The following is a 15,952-nucleotide window of genomic DNA, read 5'->3' on the forward strand; positions in this document are numbered from 1 at the left end:
CGGATCTGCCGGCATCCGTTCTGCCGGGACTGCCTTACCGACCACCACCACGAGGGCTACGGAGTGCATGCCGAGTCAAGTTGGTAGACAACAATGCGGCGCCCCACCCAGGTCTAGTGGGTGGGACGCCGCCGCATCAGGGTACGGGAGTAGCTAGTCCTTGCGCAGCAGCGGGTTGTTACGTCGCTTGTCGGCTGGGCGGACGTAGCTGAGTACCTGGGTTGAGTTCTTGCTCCACCGCCCGTGCTCGGCGATGAATGGGACAGGTACACCGCGTTCGGCCGCGTCGGTCGGGCCGCCGGCGCGGAGCCCATGGGCCGTGGTCCGCTCGGCGTCGGTCAGGTTGGCGGCCTTGGCCAGCTTCTTCACGATGACGTTCACCGACTCTCCCGACATGCCGTCGCCGACGTTGCCCCACATGTCGATGCGACGCAGCAGGGGGCCGTCGGTGACGCCGTGCTCCGCCAGGCCCGCAAGGTACGAGCCGACGACCGCGCCCGCGTCGATGTCCGGGGCGACGGCGCGAGGGATGTCGACGTCCTCGCCTTGAGCGTTGGTGTCCGTCTTCGACATGGGGATGAACACGGTGACCCAGTCTTCCGAGACAGTCACCTGGTCGATGGTGCACGCGGCGAGTTCGGAGCGGCGACCCATGAGCCCATAGCCGAGGGCCAGGATGGAGGCGTCACGCCGGCCGCTCAGCGAATCCGTGTCGCACTGTGCGAGAAGGAGGCGGAGCACGTCGAGAGTGACGGCCTTGGCTCGGCGGGGACGCCATCCGTCCCGGGCGCGGTCCTGCCGGTGGACCTTGATGATGTCGCGGGCGGCTCGGGAGTGGGGTTGCCCTTCGAAGCCTGCGCGGAAGTGCGCGGTGCGGATTGCGGACAGGGCTTGGTCGAGGCTGGCGGGCGAGTAGGGCTTGCCAGTCTTCGGTGAGACGGACCGCTTGAGGTGACCGATGAACTCGGCGACGGTCTGGGCAGTCATGGGGAGAGGGGTGCGTCCCTCTTGCTCGCACCAGTCGAGGGCCATGTGCCACCAGCGGGCGTATGCGCGGTCGGTGTTGGCGGCGGTCGCGCGCTTGAGGTCGTTGGCAGTCTCGTTAGAGATCTGATGGTCGCGTTCGACGCGAGATGCGTCGTCGCTGACGATCTCTACGTCTTCAACCGGTACGAGTTCGCTTGCCAAGTTCGCCTCCTTCTCGGTGGTTTGTCCCGAACTAGCGTACTCCTGACTGGTCTTGATATGTGTGGGTTATCGAGAGTCGTGCGGTCCAGCCTGGCGCGAGAGAAGGCCCCCACCGCCAGTGGCGGTGGGGGCGTTGTCATGCGATGCGGGTCAGCCGGATCCACGAGCCAGCCTTCAGGATTGTCGGGGTGAGCGAAGAGACGGACTGAGCCCAGCGGAGCCGCAGCGTTCCCGCGGTCCCGGCGACGCGGAGGACCCCGGCCGGACGGACCGCCGAGCCTGCAGCGACGATGCCGACCCCGGACGAGGTGGCCACGTCCAACCTCGACTGCTTCAGCGAGCCGATGTTGCCTGTGTTCCCCGCGCTGATGCCGGTCTCCGTCCACGACAGCGTCGCACCAGCTGGCACCGACCAGCCGAGGGTGATGTCGGCGGCTGGATCCGCCTCGACGTCCAAGTAGGCGTCGAGGGCGTACACGCCGTTCGCTACCACAGGGAGGGTGAGGTGATCGTCGTCCTGGAGCACGATGCTGCTGGCCACTTGCTCGTCCGCGGTCTTGTACGCAAGCAGGATGTCCGTCGACCGCAGAGCGATCGTGTCCCCCGCGCCCTGTCCCCCGAGCGACGGCTGCGGCCCGGTCGGGCCTTGCTGGCCCTGGATCCCCTGCGGTCCTTGTTCGCCTTGAGGGCCTTGCTCACCCTGTGGGCCCTCCTCGCCTTGTGGACCGGCCGACCCAGTCTCCCCCTGCACGCCCTGCGGACCGGCCGGACCGGCCGGTCCCTCGACCGGGGTGTACCCGACCGCGCCCGGGTCCGCAGCAACGATGTCGGCGATGCTGATCGGCGACCCGTCCCCCGTCGGCAGGGCGAAGTGCCGGGCCCGGATCGGGAGTCCGGTCAGGCGTTCCTCGATCCGCCACAGCCGGCCGGACGTCGGCTCGACCCCGCTGGCGTCGGTCGTCACCAGCGCCTGCGAGAACTCGCCCGCACCGTCGAGCGTGACCTCGACACTGCCCGCGAGAATCTGGTTGCCCGCGGTGTCGGTCCACACAGTCGGGACCGGCGTGAAGGCCACGGTGCCCGTCGCAGCAGCCCCAGTAGCGGGGCTGACGTACAGGCCCGTCACGGTCCTGGTTGTCGGCAACGGCATCTGAGCCTCCTCACACGATGTGGTCGAGGTAGGTGCGGACGCCGTCGGGCATCGGCGGGGCGGGCGGCGGCTCGAGGCCGGCCTGTCTGATGTAGCCGACGAGGGTTCCGACCCAGCGCTGCAGGTAGCCGAGGGCCGCGTCCTGGTCGGCGAGGCGCTCGCGTTGCTTCTCCATGTCCTCTTCGCGCTGGCGGTCCCGCTTCTCCAGCCGCTCGATCGCAGCGCCCTGCTGTGTGGCGATTGCGGTGAAGTCGTCCCGGCGCTCTTGCGGCTTGGTGCGGCGGGCGGAGCGGGCCGCCCACACACCTGCCCCTGCTGTGGCTACCGACACGCCCAACGAGGCCCATGTTTCAGGATTCATAGGGTGGCTCCGCTCTTTTACCGCGGGGCGGCTCGGGCCATCCCGCGACGACGAGGACCGGGACGGTGATTGCGGTCCAGACTGCCGCTGCCACCCAGCCGCGGGGGAACTCGCCGAGCATCCAGGTGACGAGGTAGCTCGCCATCCACGGCACGACCACAAGCGGCAGGGCGAGGAAGGCGGCTGCGTCTCGGCCTGGCGGAGCCCATGCGCAGACGAGGGCGATGACGCCAGCGGCGATCCAGCCGCAGGCCCACACGGTGAGGGGGACGATGTTGAGGAGGACGCTGAGCCCTCGCTGGTCGGCTGCCGGAGTGAGGAGCTGTGCTGTGCCGTACAGCGTCCACACGGCGCCGTAGCAGGTGAGGATCGCCCCGCGGCGGCCGAGCTGGCGCTTGAGCCGCCGCAGGAGTGTGCACCTCACTTACACCCCTGACAGGGGCCGGCTCGCGGGCGTGGGGCTGACCTGGCCGCGGGTGAGGAGGCCGAGGACGGCGAGGACCACGGCGTTGAGGGCGCCGACGGTCTCGGGGCTCACGTTGAAGCCGTAGGCGGCGAGGAGGGCGACGCTCGCGGCGACGACGCCAGTGAATGCTGACGGCGCGATCGGTCGCGTCATGGCGGCGGTGACGGCGGCCAGAACTGCGGAGATGGCGGCGACGATAGCGCCGGCCTGTTCACCGGAGAGACCGACGTTGAAGGTCACGAGCAGGGACAGGGCGGCGCTGATGGTGGCGATGACGAGCGCGGGCTCGCGGCCGAAGATACGCATCGAGGTTCTCCGTTCAGGCTGTCCAGCGCAGGCTGCGCAGGACTCGGTAGGTGATGGTCGCGGGCTTGTCCGCCCAGACTTCGAGCTTCAGCTGCACCCGGTCGGCGAGCTGGCCGGGGCGGGCGATCTGGGCGTCGAGGACGCCGTCGGGGCCGACGGTTCCGAGGTCGATGGCGAGGTCCTGGGAGCCGTGCCCGTCGGGGTACTGGTCGTAGAACCGGCCCTTCACCTGCGTGCCCGGCGTCCCGCCGATCCGCAGGTACGCGGCGACCGAGTAGGCGACTGGGCCCTGCAGCAGCGCGGTGTCGGTGGCCATGGCGACGGTGGTCCAGGTCTTGGCCTTCAGGCCGCTGTCGGTGTCGCTCGACTCGGTGATCACCTTGGGCATGGGGTCGTCCTCCTCGGACGGGGCAGGGGCGGGAGTCTGGCCAGAAGCGCGGGCGACAATCCCGGGGAAGACCAGCTCGCGGAACTGGCGCACTCGGGCGTCACCGGGGCAGTTGGTGCCGTCCTTCGCCCACTCGTCGTGCAGGCGGTGGTAGCCGAACCCGGGGTCATCCCAGGTGCGGCAGATCCGCAGCGGGATGTCGTGGGTCTCGTGCAGCCACACGCCGAGCCGGATCAACTGCTCGATCTGCGCGGGCGTCCACGGGTCCGTGCCCTTGGTGTTGGACGCGGTCTCGATGCTCACCGCGCCGGTCCCGTCCGGCCGCCGGTTCGCCTGGTAGTTGGCGTCCGCGCGGGTCTCGGTCCCGATGAACTGCCCGAGGTCGCCCTCGTACCCGAGCCCGAAGTGGGACTCCAGGTTGGTCGAGTCGCGCCAGTACTCGTAGGTCCGCTTCGCCGTCCACGGGGCGATGATCGAATGCACGATGAACTGCGTCGGCCGGATCGCCGGCTGGGAGTCCGACTCCGGCTGCAGCTCCATCTTCACGGCGCCGGGGTACCAGGCCATGGGCCCTCCAACAGAAAGGCCCCGGCCGGAGGCGCGGGGCGTGCGGGTGGGGCGGGATCAGGCGGGCGGCGGGGCCCAGTGGCGGACGATCAGCTGTCCGTATCCCGGGTCGACGTCGAGGGTGTGGCCCGGCTGCCACGCCGTGGAGTGGGCGTCCGCGCGCATGACCACGACGGGCCGGTGCCCGGGCGGCCAGTCCTCCGGCATCCGGTACAGGGTGCTGATGTGCAGCGGCATGTGGTGCATGTCCGGCGTCACGTTCTCCCCGGAGAACGCGCTGATCCGGGTCCACGGGCCCGCGGTCTTCAGCGGGTTGTCGTAGTCGTAGATCCACAAATGCCACGCGACGCCGATGTTGTAGCCGCAGTTGTTCGTGACTCGCGCGTCCGCGTCGATGTCGAGCGCGTCGCCCGGTTGCACCGGCCCGGTCACTACCCGGTACAGCGTCCGGAAGGACGACGAGGACAGGTCGACGGGGATGTCCGTGGTCTCCAGCGCGCCGAGCGCGAGAGAGCCGCTCGCAGGCTGGAACGGGTCGGTCGCCAGCGCGCCCTGCAGGGTGAGGCCGGCGGTTGTCAGGTACGGCAAGGATGCTCCTTAGAAATACGTGGTTACGACCACCAGGCCGGGGCCGCCGGCGCCGCCGCCGCCCTGCGCACGGGACGGCCCGTTCGCCGCGCCGGAGCCGCCGCCGCCGAAGGAAAAGCCCGTGACGCCGGTGCCATTGGTGGCCACGCCGCGCGCTCCGCCGCCGAGGTGCGCGGACCCACCCTGGCCGCCGAGTGCGCCAGCGGTGCCGCTCTTGAACCCGGCGCCGCCGCCCTGCCCGGCGACCTGGATGTCGCCGGTGAGGGTCTGCGTGGACGAGCCGCCCGCGACCGCAACGGCGGTGCCGTCCGCAGCGGACGCCGCGCCACCGCCGCCGCCGGTCGCGGACACGTGCGCGCCGAACGACGACGTGCCGCCGGTGCCGCCGCCGCCAGCGCCGCCAGTGCCGACGGTCACCGACTCCGACGAGCCCACCGCCGACGCCAGGAGCTTCGACTCGGCGTACCCGCCGCCCTGCCCGCCGCCGCCGCACGACGTCTGCGACGCGATCGTCAGGACCGCGTTGTGGCCGCCGCCCCCGCCGGCCTGCACCTGCACGTGCACCCACTTCGCGCCCGCGGGCTTGTTCCACGTGCCGGAGCTGGTGAAAACCTGCCGGTCCGGCGGGGTGAGCTGCGGGTCGATGGATTCGGCGAGCGTCTCCAGGTGCTCCCAGATCCGGGTATGCCCGGTGGAGTCGGGGTACTCGATGCCGTTCGTGGTCTCGGGCATGGGGGCCTTCCTTATCCTCGGCGCCAGGAGATGGTCAGCGCCCACGCGGCCGACCAGCTGCCCCGGCCCGCGAGCCGGATGTACGGGGTGTCGGAGTCGACGTGGATGGCGAGCCCGCCGCGGGTGCCGTCGACCATCGCCTGCGCCCAGCTGTTCGGGATGACGAACCCGGTCGTCGTCGCGCCGACCGCGAGACTCGGGCCGCTGGTGGTCTCGTTGAGGGTGGGCGCGCCCGCCGGGCGGGTCGCCTGTGTGACGAGGCGGAGGGTCGCGGTGCGGGCGGCGAAGTCGCCGCTGGACAGCCGCCGGAGCTTCACCGTGGCCCGGGTGACGGTCGCCCCGGCGAGGCTGCGTGGCTTGGTGCCGTAGAACGCACACCCCGTCATCCGGCCGAAGTTGCTACCGGAGTAGCGGCCCTGGTAGGTGTCGAAGCTGTTGAGCGGGTCGCCGTCGGAGCGCCAGCCGGAGCGGTACGTGGCCGTAGCCACCGGCGCACACAGCAGTGTCCCCGTCGTGACGGTCGGCTTCGGCGCGGGGGCCGGGTCGCCACTGACGTCGTCGTCGCCACCAGGATCTGGCGGCGTCGGCGCCACGACTGGCGCGGCCGGCGTCGTGCCGATCGCCCAGTACACGCTGCCCATGCGGGCCATCAGGACCATGTTCCCGACGGAGATGGACACGCCGTTCATGACCCGCGTCGTGACGTCGATGCCCGCGACCCGCGCGAGGAATGCACCGCCGGACGGGGCCGTGATCGCCTTCCCCACCAGCGCTCCCTGTCCCGCGAGGGAGACCTTGGTGTCAGCGAAGTCGGGCATCAGAGGACCCTCACCGTCATGGTCATCTCGCCAGGCGAGTACGGCAGCGACAACCGCTCGACCACCGCCAGCGCCCCCGTCAGCCCGGCGCCGGTCACGCTGATCACGTCACCGGGGACCAGGCCCGGGTGGGGAACCATCGTCACGTTCAGCTTCCGGAACGCGGTCCTGCGCAGCCGCAGCAGAGTCGACTCAGCCGCGGCCCGGCACGCTGCCACCGTGCCCAGCAGCGGCGAGTGGTAGAAGTACGGCACCGGCAGCGGCGAGTAGGGGCCGCCGATCCGGTACGGCGACGCCCCGTCGCGGTCATACGCGACGCCCTGCACCTGCGCGCCCGAGCTGTCCTCGCCCTGAGCGACGACGACGTTGAACGCGCCGTCCCGCGTCGTCGCACCCTGCCAGCGGATCACTGTGCCGCCGACACCGTCCGTCAACTCCAGCACCGCAGTGTCGGAATCCGTCAACGGCTCGATCGACAGGTAGCCGTCCTCCGTCACCCGTGCGTCCGCGGGCCAGGAGTTGAGGACTTCGCGGAGTGCGCCCATGCGGTCGGTGTCCCACTGCATGCCCTGTGGCACCGCCCGGTCGGCGAGCGACGACACCACCACCGTCAGCGCAGGCTCGACGAGTTCCTGTGCCACCGACGCAAGCGTGTCCCCGGCCGCCGGCTGGAAGGGGGCCGCCAGCTTCGCCTCGTCGATGAGCTTGAGCAGCCCGTCGGCCTTCACGGTGACGGTCTCTCCGTTGGTGTCAGAGTCGGTGATGAGGAACCAGCCGCGGTTGATCCACTCGGTGTGCTGGCCGACGTCGACGCCGTAGTCGATACGGAGCAGCTGGCCGTAGGCCGCCAGTGGATGGTCCGGCGTGACCGGTTCCCATGACGTACCGCGGTCCTCGCGCGGCACGGTCAGGCTGACGCTCTCCGGCACGGCAAGGGACCGGTCTCGCTCCTCGCCACCGTCCGAGACGGGAATGTCTGCCGTGAGGAGCTCGCCGCCGAGCCAGGCCTCCGCGCGGATCCGCATGGTGGTGTCGCCCTGGACGACGGCGAGCGCCTCGTCGGACATGTCCAGCATCGGTCACGCTCCAAAATCGAAGAGTGCGATGTCGAGGAGCGTGCCGGGCGTGAACGCATCGGCGAGGTCCTGCAGCGTCTCGAAGTTGTCGGCGACGTCGGCGAGGGTGTAGCCAGCGGCCTCGAGCACGTCCGGCCAGGCTTCGGCCTCGACGGTCTCCAGCTGCCAGAACCGGACCTCGTTGTGCCACATGCGCTCCTCGTCGTCGGCGACCACCGCGAGGTACCCGTCGACACCCGACAGCGTCGACTGCTTCCGGATCAGGACCACACCGGACGTCGCCGCGTCGAGAACCGCCTGCAGCGCCTCGCCGTCCTCGTCCGTCTCCGTCCGCACCGTCACCTGCGCCTGCGCACCCGACCGCGGCTTGCCCACCGACACGAGCCGCCCGCCGACGTTGAACACGGTCGCCTCGCGCGTCCGCCGCTTCGACGGCCACGCCTGGATGGTGACCGCGGCGCCGATCCCGCGCACCGCATCGGAGATGACGTCCGCCGTGACCGTCGACGTGATCGCGTCGGAGACGAGCTCCCACTGCCCGCCAGTGCTGTCGGTCAGCGTTGCCACGTAGGTGACCGCCACCCCGAACGGCTGCTCGCCGTCGACACGCAGCAGCACGTCCTCGCCGGTCACGTCCACACCAGACGCCGCCCGCACCGCGGTTCGGTCGGTGTCGACGTCCCGCTCGATCGTCGCCGACACGATGTCCTCAGCCGCCATTCCCGTCAGCGAGACAAGGTTCCGCGGCGGGAACACCGACTGCGCAGCCACGTCGATCTCTGCCGACGCCTCACGGATCCGCAGCACACCGCCCACACCAGTGTGCGACGCGGAAAGAGTTGCCGTGAGCGTCGGAGCCTGCGTGCCAGAGCCGGAGGACACCGACCCCGTGGCGATACCGAGACGCGCCGTGTGACCCGTAGCCACGGCATCGTCAGCCCGCTCGGTCACCGTGCCGAACGTGATCCCGCTCGCGGCGATGCCCTCCGCCGACATCGTCGGGGTGCTCGACCGCAGACCGTAGCCGAGGATGACGAAGTCGCCCGCAGCCCACGGCAGAGCAGCAGCCCCGGCCGCAGAGAACGACGTGTCCGCGCTCGTGTCCTCCCCGGCCGACATGGCCCAGCGCCACCCCGTACCGGCCGACCGAGACAGCACGACGATCCGGCCGGCGATGTGCGAGCCCGTACCACCCGACGGGATCAGGGTGGTCGGAGCCGACTCCGTACCGTCGAGCACCCGGGCAAAGTGCGTGATCCGCCGCGGACCCGTCCCCGACCCGAACGACCCGCCGCCGCCCGACAGCGTGCCCGCCCGCGACCAGCCAGCGGGGACCGTGGGGATCGACTCGTCCGGGTGCCCGGACACCACCGTCAGAACTGCGAGCCGGTCGGCCGTCGCACCGGCCGGGAACGCCGGGCTGATCGTGTCGGCGTGCGAGGACAGGGCCCCGATGCCCACGTAGGAGATCGTCACAGGGCCCTCCCCGTCTTCGCACGCCGTGCCTGCCGCTGCTCGGAATCACGCAGCATCGGACGCACCACACCCCGCACCGCACCAAGGAACTCACCGCTGTCGAGATACAGGTCACCCTCGAACCGACCGCCGCCGGCCTCTACCCCAGGCTGCCCTGCGACTGGGACCATGCGGCCCGCAGTGGGGGCGGCCATCGCCTGAGTCCGGGACGGCAGTGGGACCGGCAGACGCATCGCGTTCAGCGCGTCGAACATGGCCACGCCGTACCGCTGGACCGCGGCCGCCCGCACCACGTATTCGCGGTTCGAGACACGAGCCCGGGCGCCGCTGCCCATTAGGGCGACGATGCTGTCCGACATGGTGCTACCCGGGCCGGTAATGAACCCTCCCTGCGGGAACGCCTGCAACGGGCCGCCGCCCGCGTAGCCAGGGACGAGTCCCCCGCGTGCCGCCCCGCCCAGCTGCGTACCGTGCACGCCCTCCTTGCGGGCCTGCAAGTGCGTGATGACGTAGGTGTGGGCCTTCTTGCCGTCAATGGCGTCCAGCTGGCTGCGGGCCTTCGCCAGCGCCTGCTCCAGCTGGTAGATCTCCGCCCGGACCTGCGCCTTGCGCGCGTCCGGTACCGCAGCCAGCTTCCGCTTGGCGGCCGCGAGCTTGGCCTCCAGGTCGTCCATGTTGCCCTTGAGGCGGGCGGTCTTGTCCGGGGTCTGCAGGATCTGGTCCGCCAGCTGCCTGGCCTGCTCCTTCGTCAGGCCCATCGCCTGCGCCGAGGCGAGCAGTTGCTCGCGGCCGCGGGCGTAGATCCCGTTCACCGTCGACCACGACGCGCCAGACTCCCGCGCGGACGCGGTCGCCTCATCGGTCTTCGCCGCCAGATCGTTCAGCGCCGTCGCAGCGTTCCGCGCCTTCTCCGAGTTCAGGTTCAGCTGGCCGCCGGACATGGTCAACGCACCGGCGTTCTCGCGGGCGGCCTTCGCCGTCGCGTCGATCGCCGCCTCGAACCCGATCATCCCGCCGATGCCCTGACGCTGAACGTCGTTCAGCGCTTGCAGTGACTGCCGCAGCCCGTCGGCACTCGCCTTCTGCGCGTTCAGCTTCTGGCTGGTCGCCAGCGCCTGCTGCCCGAACAAGCCCTGCGACTCGGCGACGAGCTGCTGCTCGAATGCCACATCAGCCAACGACTGCTTGTACCCGTCCAGCTGCGTGCGCAGTTCCTCCGTGGTCAGGCCCTGCGACTCGGCCCGCTTGGCGAGCTGGTCGAAAGCCGCAGCCGCAAGCTGCGCGTTGCCGGACTTGACCATGCTCGCGAGCGCCTCGTCGACGCCTTCGAGGACGCCCTTCCACCGCTTGACCGGTGTGGAGTCCTGCCCCACGAACTGGGTGATGGACTGCTGGATCTGGTTCAGCGAGTCCGGACGGGCCATGCCGCGCAGCGCCTCGTCGAACTCCTTGAAGTCGGAGCTCAGAATCCGGGCGGCCTCGCCGGACAGCTGCCCCGTCCGCCCGAACTGGGCCAGCGATGACGACATCTTGTCCATGTCCGCCGGCGCGGCCTGCCCGATGGACATCAGCTCGGACAGAGCGATGACCAGCAGCCCGATACCGGAACCAATGAGCGCCACCCGGGCGGTACGCGACAGCGACGTGAACGCCGCACCCAGCCCGGCGAGCCCTCCCGATGCGCCGGCCGCCGCGGCCCGCATGGTGAGAATCTGCGCGCCGAACGCGGCCACCGCCGCACGGCCCGCGCCCAGCCCGACTGCAGCCAGCTTCGCCAGCTTCAACGCGATCGCCAGCTGGAACAGGGTCGTCAACGCCCCGGCCGGGACGGCGGCGACCAGCTCGCTCAGGACGTTGACGACCTGCAGCATGCCGACGCCGACGTCCGACCCGGCGCGCAGCACGTTGGCCAGCGCCTCGCCGATGTTCCGCAGCGTCTCCCCGACGACCGGCCCGTTCGCGCGGGCGTAGTTCATGAAGTCGGCGAACCCGGCGCCGATCTCCCCTGTGTCGAGCGTGCGAGCGAGGCGGACGATGTCGTTGTTCACCTCGCGAAGCACACCGGTCGAGAACGCGGTGAACTGCTTGATCACCCGATCGAGGCCGGGCGACTGAATCCCGCCGGCCAGCAGCGTCATCATCCGCTCAAGCTCGGTCGACGTGCCGCGCACCAGCGGGGACAACTTCGGCAGCAGGCCACCGACCGCGCCCAGGCCCTTGATGACCGGCCCGGTCGTGTCCTCCGCGAGGGAGTCCGACCAGTCCTTGTACTCGTCCTTGAACACCGACAGCGCGGCCGCGGCCTCGCGAGTCGCGGGCGGAAGCTTCGCCACCGCCTTGGCGTAGGCAACCTGCGCCTGAACGGCCTCCTCCGACTGCTTGCCGTTCTCGGCGACCGCATCGGTGTACTTCTTCTCCGCCTGCGCGGCCTCGCTCAGCGCCGCGATCTGCGGACCCAGCGCAGCCGCGTACACGCCGACCGCGACACCGGCCGCCGCCGTGGCGGCCACGAGCGGCGCCATCGCCGCCGCGGCAGGGATCGCCGCCGGCGCGAGTGAGATCAGCATGGCGCGCAGCTGCTCGCCGACCTTCCGCGACCGGTCCGCGACGTTCGCCCAGTCCGCCATTGGCCGCGCCGCGTCACCGGTACGCGTGGCCATCAGGCGGGCGGCGTCCGCCGCGTTGACGAACCGTCCCTCGAGGTCGCGGAGCCGGCCGTCGGCGTCGCGGGTCAGGGTGAGGATCGCCCTGTTCGAGCCGTCGGTCGCGTCCTGCATCGTGCTGCGCAGGCGGGTAGCGGAGTCTCCGGCGTGGCCGAGGACGCGGGACAGGTCGTCGCGGCCGTCGAGGACGAAAGTGAGCCGCTCGGCCATCATTCACCCCCTGCTGCTGTGGTGTTGGCGATGTGGTAGTCGAGCCAGTCGGTGAGGACGTCGAAGTCCTCGACTGTCAGCGCGTCGACCTGAGTGGGGGTGATGTGGAGCAGGTGGGCGAACAGCCCTAGGTAGCTGAAGCGTCGGGCGACGATGTCGGGGTCCCGCTGGGCAGGCTCGTCGTCTCCGGGGCCGCCTGGTCTTTTGGGTTCGCGGCGAGTTCTTCAACGGTGCGTCGCGCGTGCTCGGGGTCGAATGCGAGGTTCGGCAGTTCCGTCAGCGCCTCGCGGATCTGCGCGGGAGTGGCGTCCGGGTTGTTGGCCGTGGTGAACGCGATCGCCTGCCGGACGTAGGCGACGACCTCGTCCGGGTCAAGGCGCATCCCCAGCTCGTCGATGCCGGGGTCGAAGTCGTCGTACCGCAGGCTCGGCGCGACGCGCTTCTTGATGACCCAGGCCACCGCGCGGAGATCCTCGAGGTCTTCCTCGCGGATCCCGGCCTCGACCTCGCCCCACTTCCGGGACAGGAGCCGCTGGACGATCGACGCCTCCGACACCCGCAGAGTCCGCGCGTCGAAGTGCTCCGGCTCCCCGTCCTTCGGCACATAGATGATGATCAAACGGGGCTCCTAGGTCAGGGAGTTGCGCACATCGTTGATGACCCGCTCGACCTCAGCCCGCATCCGCGGAGTGTGCTTGTCGACGGTCTTGTTCCACCACAAGGGCGTAGTCCATTGGTTCACCCAGCGGCGCTTGTTCCCGAACACCGGATGCCTGATCCGGCCGTTCGCCGAGTTCATGACCCACGGCATGTTCCGCAGATCCGACGGCAGCGAGGAGCGGTCCACCCAGATCCGGGCGCCCGGGTTGCCGCCGGTACGCACCGACAGGCGGACCGCATCCGCGATCGTCGCCCGCAGCGGACGAGACGTCGACGTCCGCCCGCCACGGCTGCCCGACTTGCGAGGCTCCGAGCGGATCGGCAGCGCCCGGATCGTCTGCTGCATGTCACGGTGCAGCGGCTCACCAGCACGCCGGATCCGGCGCGCGAAGTTCGCCTTCAGCCTGGGGCCACCAGCAGCCCTCAGCCGGCGGGACAGCTCGATCAGCTGCCCCGTGCCGGTGATCCGGACACTGCCAGCCATCAGGCGGGGATGGTGACGTTCTCGGCCGGCTCGCTCGTGACAGCGAACTGGACCTGCACCTGAGCGGCCTCCTCCATCTCGCGGAGCTTCGCCTGCGACAGGACCCGCACGGGGAAGACGTCCATCTTCCGGCCGGCGGTGTCGCCCTCGTCCATCCACACGATGTAGCCGTTGGTGCCGCGGGCGAGGAGGTCGCGGATGTCGGTGCCGGTCTGCGACGCGTACAGCGTCAGCGAGGAGTCGTCAGCACTGATCGCACCGTCGATCTTCGCGTTGAACTTGGAGCCGAGCGTCGGAGTCTCGACGACGGCCGACACGATCTGCCAGCCCTCGACCGCACCCACCTCGACGCTGAGCTCCGTGCCGGCGTTCAGCTCGGACCGGGTCGGAGCGGCCTTGTTCGTGATCGACGGCACCCACGACACGCAGGTCAGGCCACGGCGGTAGTAGCGCACCGACGAGGCGATCGGAGTTGCGGGCATCAGTCACTCTCCTCAGAGACGGCACGCCGGCGCTTGCGGGCGGGCAGATCGGACGTGTCGTCGGCGGGCGCCGGCAGCACAGGGGAAGGGGCGGGAGCGTCCTCCACAGCGACCCACCCGGCGGAGCGGTGGATCGGGACGGCCGCCGTGTCGACGTGGATCTCCTGCGCGTCGGGCAGGTCGGGGTGCCGCATGCGCACGGTCGTCATGACGTCGCCACCCGGACCACGGCGACCGTCACGGAAGTGACGCCGTCGTAGGTGATGGCGCAGCGGCCGGTCGACGGGTTGCGGTACCGGCTGGTGACCGGGATCACCGCCTCGGCTCCGGCCGCCACGACCACGGCCCGGTCCGCCACAGCGAGGTCGCCGTCGACGGTCTCCGGCGTCGCCAGGGTCACCGTGTGCGGGCTGGCGTCCCCGTTGCTGACGACGAGCAGCACACCGGCGCCCGTCGCACAGTCGTCACCGCCGCCGGCAGCAGCGGTGAGCAGGTTGTCGAAACGCAGCCCCGTCAGCGGGACCACGTTCGTAGTGAGCGCGGCCATGTCTCTCCTTAGATGGTCCGGCAGGCGAGGGTGAGCACCAGACGGGTCTGGATCCCCTGGTCGGTCTGCGTCTGGAACAGGCCCGTCGAACCGACAGCGCTTTGCACGCCGGGCAGGCCGATGGTCGGGTCGGCGCGCAGGATCGTCCTGACCACGTCGCCGAGTTCGTACACCCGCACGCGAGCGGCGCGGACGTCGGTGTCGCCGCGGCGTGCGAGCAACGTGATGGGAAGCTGGATCGTCTCCTCGCGAGAGACGCCCAGCCCCGCCCACTCCTCCTCTGCGGCCGCCGCCAGGAACCCACCGCCAGGGTCGCCGTCATAGCCGACGAGGACCCAGTCGTCCAAGTCCTCCTGCGTGATCTCGGGGCCGTCGGTGACACCGACGCCCGAGAGGCCCTCCCCGGTCCGCAGCCGGGCCACCAGGGCGTCGATCAATTCGGGTACACGGGACATCAGCCCACCACCGGAGGAAGCTTGTAGGACGCCAGGAGTTCCAGCACACGGTTCGGAATCGCGTACCCCCACCCGGCAACGGGTTCGTTGACGTCGTAGTCGTCGCCGCCCGCAATCACCGGGCCGCGCGCCGTACCACGCTGCGTCCGCCACAGGTGCTGCAGCATCAGCCGCGCGGCCAGGTTGATCGTCGGCGGGACCTCGGACCGGCCGGCCTGGTACGAGACGCTCAGCGGCCCGTGCAGACGGCCACCGTCTAGGCGGCGCACCGCTCCGGTAGCCGGATCCAGGACGAGGCTCGCAACCTCATACCCGGCACCCGCAGTGAGCACGGGCGTCACGCTGGTCAGTGAGAGCACGGGCGTCTGGTGCAGCACGAGGACCCGCGCGCCAGCGCTGGGTGTCTCGTGCTGCTCGACGACCCCCCGAGCCTCCACGGGCCCGACATGCGCCTCGATTGCCGTCGTGACGCCGTTGATGTACGCCTCCAACTCAACGTCGCTACCGCTGGAGGTGATGTTCAGCTGAGCCTTCGCCTCAGCGAGCGTCAGCAGCGCCACGGCGGCCTCCGATCAGGCGCGCGACGGCGGCATCTTGCGCGGCCAGCCCAGAAGGACCGTCGCACCGTAGATTCCGCCCGTGGCCGGGGACCCAGACGGCGTGATGACGACCCGCAGATACCGCTGGTGGCCCGTGTAGCCGATCTCGTGGATCCGATCGTCGTTGGACGAGGTGATCGCCGGCTCGGACCCCTGCAGGTACTGATCAGCGACGGCAGTCCAGTCCGACCCGTTCGGCGAGTCCTGAACCTCCACCGTGTGCGTCCCGTCAGTCACCGCTCCGGCGTGGATCACGACGAGCGCGGAGCGAAACCCGCCCTCGTCCGTCATGCGGTCCACCGTCGACCCGGTGGTGGCGGTCGCCCGAGGACCAGCCGGCAGGATGCTCGACTTGGCAAGGGCGACGCTGTACAGGCTCGGCCTCACTGGGTGCCTCCCGCATCACTCACGCCCGCAGACTTCCCGTCGGGCTGGACAGCCGCCTTCTTGGGCGAGGCCGCACTCTTCTTGGCGGCCGGCCGGCCCACAGAACGCCTCTCACCCGGCTCGGCAGTCGCCTGCTCCACCCGGGCCTTGCGTTCCGACACGTAGGTCTCGACATCCTCGAAGTTCACCTCGCGGCCCCTAACGATCGGGTCGTTCTCATCCACCAGCTGGCCGGCGGTGACGACCCGGGGCGCGCCGTTCACGACAACCGCGAACGACGCCTTGCATCGCTTGATAGCCATATCTCCTTCTCTCAGCACGAAGGGCCAGAGGATGACCTCTGGCCCTT

The 15,952-nt window shown here is 70.3% G+C and carries 21 protein-coding genes; all 21 read right to left on the reverse strand.

What is annotated here, in order from left to right:
• Positions 1-153: 153 nt before the first annotated feature.
• The 21 genes from ACGFMM_RS01270 to ACGFMM_RS01370 all read right to left on the reverse strand — a co-directional run bounded on the left by ACGFMM_RS01270 (position 154) and on the right by ACGFMM_RS01370 (position 15,905).
• On the reverse strand, positions 154-1,188 hold the full coding sequence (locus ACGFMM_RS01270; protein WP_393641983.1) for a tyrosine-type recombinase/integrase: 1,035 nt from the start codon (positions 1,186-1,188) through the stop codon (positions 154-156).
• A 136-nt stretch (positions 1,189-1,324) separates the two neighbouring features.
• A complete protein-coding gene (locus tag ACGFMM_RS01275) occupies positions 1,325-2,314 on the reverse strand; it encodes a hypothetical protein (RefSeq protein ID WP_393641984.1) in 990 nt (329 codons plus the stop codon).
• Positions 2,315-2,348: 34 nt separating this feature from the next.
• Entirely contained in the window at positions 2,349-2,642 is a 294-nt protein-coding gene (locus tag ACGFMM_RS01280; RefSeq protein ID WP_393641986.1) for a hypothetical protein, read from the reverse strand.
• Positions 2,643-2,688: 46 nt separating this feature from the next.
• Complete coding sequence (locus ACGFMM_RS01285) at positions 2,689-3,123, reverse strand: hypothetical protein (protein WP_393641987.1); 435 nt, start codon at positions 3,121-3,123, stop codon at positions 2,689-2,691.
• A complete protein-coding gene (locus tag ACGFMM_RS01290) occupies positions 3,124-3,471 on the reverse strand; it encodes a hypothetical protein (RefSeq protein WP_393641989.1) in 348 nt (115 codons plus the stop codon).
• A gap of 13 nt (positions 3,472-3,484) precedes the next feature.
• Positions 3,485-4,426: an N-acetylmuramoyl-L-alanine amidase gene (locus ACGFMM_RS01295; RefSeq protein ID WP_393641991.1), complete on the reverse strand. Its 942-nt coding sequence runs from the start codon at positions 4,424-4,426 to the stop codon at positions 3,485-3,487.
• A 57-nt stretch (positions 4,427-4,483) separates the two neighbouring features.
• The gene (locus ACGFMM_RS01300; protein WP_393641993.1) at positions 4,484-5,014 is read right to left on the reverse strand and encodes a hypothetical protein; all 531 of its coding nucleotides are present in this window, start codon (positions 5,012-5,014) and stop codon (positions 4,484-4,486) included.
• A 9-nt stretch (positions 5,015-5,023) separates the two neighbouring features.
• Positions 5,024-5,746: a hypothetical protein gene (locus ACGFMM_RS01305; protein WP_393641994.1), complete on the reverse strand. Its 723-nt coding sequence runs from the start codon at positions 5,744-5,746 to the stop codon at positions 5,024-5,026.
• Positions 5,747-5,757: 11 nt separating this feature from the next.
• Complete coding sequence (locus tag ACGFMM_RS01310; RefSeq protein WP_393641996.1) at positions 5,758-6,564, reverse strand: hypothetical protein; 807 nt, start codon at positions 6,562-6,564, stop codon at positions 5,758-5,760.
• The gene (locus ACGFMM_RS01315; RefSeq protein ID WP_393641997.1) at positions 6,564-7,640 is read right to left on the reverse strand and encodes a hypothetical protein; all 1,077 of its coding nucleotides are present in this window, start codon (positions 7,638-7,640) and stop codon (positions 6,564-6,566) included. The genes ACGFMM_RS01310 and ACGFMM_RS01315 overlap by 1 nt, the downstream gene beginning before the upstream one ends.
• Before the next feature lie 3 nt (positions 7,641-7,643).
• On the reverse strand, positions 7,644-8,879 hold the full coding sequence (locus tag ACGFMM_RS01320) for a hypothetical protein (protein ID WP_393641999.1): 1,236 nt from the start codon (positions 8,877-8,879) through the stop codon (positions 7,644-7,646).
• Positions 8,880-9,112: 233 nt separating this feature from the next.
• The gene (locus ACGFMM_RS01325) at positions 9,113-11,989 is read right to left on the reverse strand and encodes a hypothetical protein (RefSeq protein ID WP_393642001.1); all 2,877 of its coding nucleotides are present in this window, start codon (positions 11,987-11,989) and stop codon (positions 9,113-9,115) included.
• 127 nt (positions 11,990-12,116) lie between these two features.
• On the reverse strand, positions 12,117-12,608 hold the full coding sequence (locus ACGFMM_RS01330; RefSeq protein ID WP_393642003.1) for a hypothetical protein: 492 nt from the start codon (positions 12,606-12,608) through the stop codon (positions 12,117-12,119).
• A gap of 9 nt (positions 12,609-12,617) precedes the next feature.
• Positions 12,618-13,133, reverse strand: a complete 516-nt coding sequence (locus ACGFMM_RS01335) for a hypothetical protein (RefSeq protein WP_393642005.1) — start codon at positions 13,131-13,133, stop codon at positions 12,618-12,620.
• A complete protein-coding gene (locus ACGFMM_RS01340; RefSeq protein ID WP_393642007.1) occupies positions 13,133-13,615 on the reverse strand; it encodes a hypothetical protein in 483 nt (160 codons plus the stop codon). The genes ACGFMM_RS01335 and ACGFMM_RS01340 overlap by 1 nt, the downstream gene beginning before the upstream one ends.
• Positions 13,615-13,824 (reverse strand): hypothetical protein, encoded by a 210-nt coding sequence (locus tag ACGFMM_RS01345; protein WP_393642009.1) that lies wholly within the window; start codon positions 13,822-13,824, stop codon positions 13,615-13,617. The genes ACGFMM_RS01340 and ACGFMM_RS01345 overlap by 1 nt, the downstream gene beginning before the upstream one ends.
• The gene (locus ACGFMM_RS01350; protein ID WP_393642011.1) at positions 13,821-14,162 is read right to left on the reverse strand and encodes a hypothetical protein; all 342 of its coding nucleotides are present in this window, start codon (positions 14,160-14,162) and stop codon (positions 13,821-13,823) included. The genes ACGFMM_RS01345 and ACGFMM_RS01350 overlap by 4 nt, the downstream gene beginning before the upstream one ends.
• Positions 14,163-14,170: 8 nt before the next feature.
• On the reverse strand, positions 14,171-14,617 hold the full coding sequence (locus ACGFMM_RS01355) for a hypothetical protein (RefSeq protein WP_393642013.1): 447 nt from the start codon (positions 14,615-14,617) through the stop codon (positions 14,171-14,173).
• Positions 14,617-15,177 carry a head-tail connector protein gene (locus tag ACGFMM_RS01360; RefSeq protein WP_393642014.1) on the reverse strand — a complete coding sequence of 187 codons (561 nt, stop codon included), beginning with the start codon at positions 15,175-15,177 and terminating at the stop codon, positions 14,617-14,619. Before ACGFMM_RS01360 ends, ACGFMM_RS01355 begins: the two co-directional genes overlap by 1 nt.
• A 12-nt stretch (positions 15,178-15,189) precedes the next feature.
• Positions 15,190-15,507 (reverse strand): hypothetical protein, encoded by a 318-nt coding sequence (locus ACGFMM_RS01365; protein ID WP_393642016.1) that lies wholly within the window; start codon positions 15,505-15,507, stop codon positions 15,190-15,192.
• A gap of 92 nt (positions 15,508-15,599) precedes the next feature.
• Positions 15,600-15,905, reverse strand: a complete 306-nt coding sequence (locus tag ACGFMM_RS01370) for a hypothetical protein (protein ID WP_393642018.1) — start codon at positions 15,903-15,905, stop codon at positions 15,600-15,602.
• Positions 15,906-15,952: the final 47 nt, after the last annotated feature.

The sequence above is a fragment of the Streptomyces sp. NPDC048604 genome (genome assembly GCF_043199435.1).
Lineage (GTDB): Bacteria > Actinomycetota > Actinomycetes > Streptomycetales > Streptomycetaceae > Streptomyces.

Coding starts and splice junctions, on each gene's coding strand:
- ACGFMM_RS01370 (WP_393642018.1), bottom strand. CDS start 15,905: ATGGCTATCAAGCGATGCAAGGCGTCGTTCGCGGTTGTCGTGAACGGC.
- ACGFMM_RS01345 (WP_393642009.1), bottom strand. CDS start 13,824: ATGACGACCGTGCGCATGCGGCACCCCGACCTGCCCGACGCGCAGGAG.
- ACGFMM_RS01295 (WP_393641991.1), bottom strand. CDS start 4,426: ATGGCCTGGTACCCCGGCGCCGTGAAGATGGAGCTGCAGCCGGAGTCG.
- ACGFMM_RS01290 (WP_393641989.1), bottom strand. CDS start 3,471: ATGCGTATCTTCGGCCGCGAGCCCGCGCTCGTCATCGCCACCATCAGC.
- ACGFMM_RS01350 (WP_393642011.1), bottom strand. CDS start 14,162: ATGGCCGCGCTCACTACGAACGTGGTCCCGCTGACGGGGCTGCGTTTC.
- ACGFMM_RS01310 (WP_393641996.1), bottom strand. CDS start 6,564: ATGCCCGACTTCGCTGACACCAAGGTCTCCCTCGCGGGACAGGGAGCG.
- ACGFMM_RS01340 (WP_393642007.1), bottom strand. CDS start 13,615: ATGCCCGCAACTCCGATCGCCTCGTCGGTGCGCTACTACCGCCGTGGC.
- ACGFMM_RS01325 (WP_393642001.1), bottom strand. CDS start 11,989: ATGGCCGAGCGGCTCACTTTCGTCCTCGACGGCCGCGACGACCTGTCC.
- ACGFMM_RS01335 (WP_393642005.1), bottom strand. CDS start 13,133: ATGGCTGGCAGTGTCCGGATCACCGGCACGGGGCAGCTGATCGAGCTG.
- ACGFMM_RS01315 (WP_393641997.1), bottom strand. CDS start 7,640: ATGCTGGACATGTCCGACGAGGCGCTCGCCGTCGTCCAGGGCGACACC.
- ACGFMM_RS01305 (WP_393641994.1), bottom strand. CDS start 5,746: ATGCCCGAGACCACGAACGGCATCGAGTACCCCGACTCCACCGGGCAT.
- ACGFMM_RS01355 (WP_393642013.1), bottom strand. CDS start 14,617: ATGTCCCGTGTACCCGAATTGATCGACGCCCTGGTGGCCCGGCTGCGG.
- ACGFMM_RS01365 (WP_393642016.1), bottom strand. CDS start 15,507: ATGACGGACGAGGGCGGGTTTCGCTCCGCGCTCGTCGTGATCCACGCC.